Here is a 1811-nt window from a genome sequence, read left to right as displayed (position 1 = left end):
CGCTCGGGCACGGCTCTAGGCCACCGAAACCCTCGACCCCTAGGATCACTGTATTTGTCGAGCATTCGGAAGGTTAGAGGTCTCGTTTTTCAGGTGAGCGAGGCTGGACAGAGGCTAAATTCGGGTCGAGCCTGATGTTCGCGCGCGTCGGAGTGGTGCCCGGCGCGAGCGCGAACTCGGATGAAGCAGATGCTCGATGCTGACATTGCCGGGCGCGACCGCGCCCTAGACTTTCGTTGGGGCGTGCCCGCCTCGATCCTGGAAGTGTCCGGAATTCCGGACGTCTCCGACAAGCTCTACGACCAGGCGCGCAGGAGCGTCCTCGCCGCCGCGTGCATCGCGGCCGACGAGTGCCCGGCCGCCCCCGACGCGTGGTGGATCTCCTTCAGCCGGAGGAAGGCCTTCTACAAGGACGCCCACCGCTACCAAGGCCTGCCCTATACCTACGAGCGCGTCACGCGCGGCGTCGACGAGCGCGTCACGCGCGGCGTCGACGAGCACGTCGCCATGGGGTTGCTAGAGGAGGAGCGGGCCGCGCCCGCCTCCCACCTCCTCGCGACGCCGCGGCAGTCCCGCTACCGCGCCACGCCCGAGCTGCTGAGGCTCTTCCAGGACGCCCCCTTCGAGTACCGGCGCCGCCCCTGCACCCTGCTCGTCAGAGACGGCGACGGGCGCCCGGTGACGATGCCGGAGACCCAGGCGCTCGGGCGCATGCGCAAGCAGGTCGCCCGCATCAACGCCTATCTCCAGGGCAGCCGCCTGGCGCTCGGCACCGGCGACGGCTGGGAGCACGGCACTCGCACCGTGCGGGCCCGGAGCGAGCGGCGACACCGGAGCGGACGGCCGCCCGGCTGGGCCACCGTGACGCCCGAGCCCGTCGCTGAGGTCTGCAGGATCTTCAGCCGCGGCCGCACCGACAAAAACGGGAGGCTGTACGGCTGGTGGCAGCAACTCCCCAAGGCCCGGCGGAGGGAGTGCCTCATCAACGGGGAGGTCCTCGTCGAGCCCGATTTCACCGCGCTGCATCCGACGCTGCTGTACGCTATGCGCGGGCACGTCCTCCGGCACGATCCCTACGTCACCGGGACATACCATCGGGACGACGGGAAGTTGGCACTCAACGTCGCCCTCAACGCTCGTACGCTCCACGAGGCCGCTGCCTGCCTCGTCCACAACCCGGACTGGGGCCACGGCCTCGACTACACCTGGGGCTGCCTAAAGGCCGTGCAGAAGCGGAACCCCGCGATCGCCAAGGACATCGGGTCGGATCGCGGCATCGGCCTCATGCGCATCGACAGCGACATGGCGGTGAGCGTCCTGGGAGCCTGCGAGAAGGCCGGCATCCCCGCCTTGCCCGTTCACGACAGCTTCATGGTCCCGGCGTCCCAAGGGGCTCGCGTCGAGGAGATCATGGATGAAATCCTGACCCGTACCGTCAACAAGCTAAGGTCTTCTACATCCACGACGAATGCCTGATTTCCCCCACATATGGAGGCCCCAGGCCTCCTCCGGTCCCCGCCCCGTGGGGTCCGGGTCTGCCTCTCTCCGCCCCCGTTGCCGCCTCTCCCCGGTCTTAGGATGGGTCTCTCCCCGGGTCCGCCTCTCCGCCGTCGCCGGGTAGGTCTCCCTGGGCCTAACCTCGATGTCGTCAAGTTCTGCCTGTATCCGCCCTACCTTCCTTGTCGAAGGCTGCTCGCTCCGATATATTCGCAGGGCTCATCCGGGCTTTCGATGCACCACATCGACGGAACCCCTCGTCATCCGTGGCCGGGGGGTTCTGCATCCCGGGGGGGGGGCGTCCTCACCTGAGC

General features: G+C 68.1%; 1 protein-coding gene. It reads left to right on the top strand.

Annotated features, from left to right (window positions below; translation table 11 throughout):
* The first annotated feature begins 189 nt into the window (after positions 1 to 189).
* Entirely contained in the window at positions 190 to 1476 is a 1287-nt protein-coding gene (locus MZTS_RS21465; protein ID WP_192285358.1) for a hypothetical protein, read from the top strand.
* Positions 1477 to 1811 lie beyond the last annotated feature (335 nt).

It is taken from the genome of Methylorubrum zatmanii (genome assembly GCF_014845115.1).
GTDB classification, from domain to species: domain Bacteria; phylum Pseudomonadota; class Alphaproteobacteria; order Rhizobiales; family Beijerinckiaceae; genus Methylobacterium; species Methylobacterium zatmanii.
The sequence above is the reverse complement of the archived record's forward strand: the minus strand, read 5'-3'. Positions and strand labels throughout refer to the sequence as shown.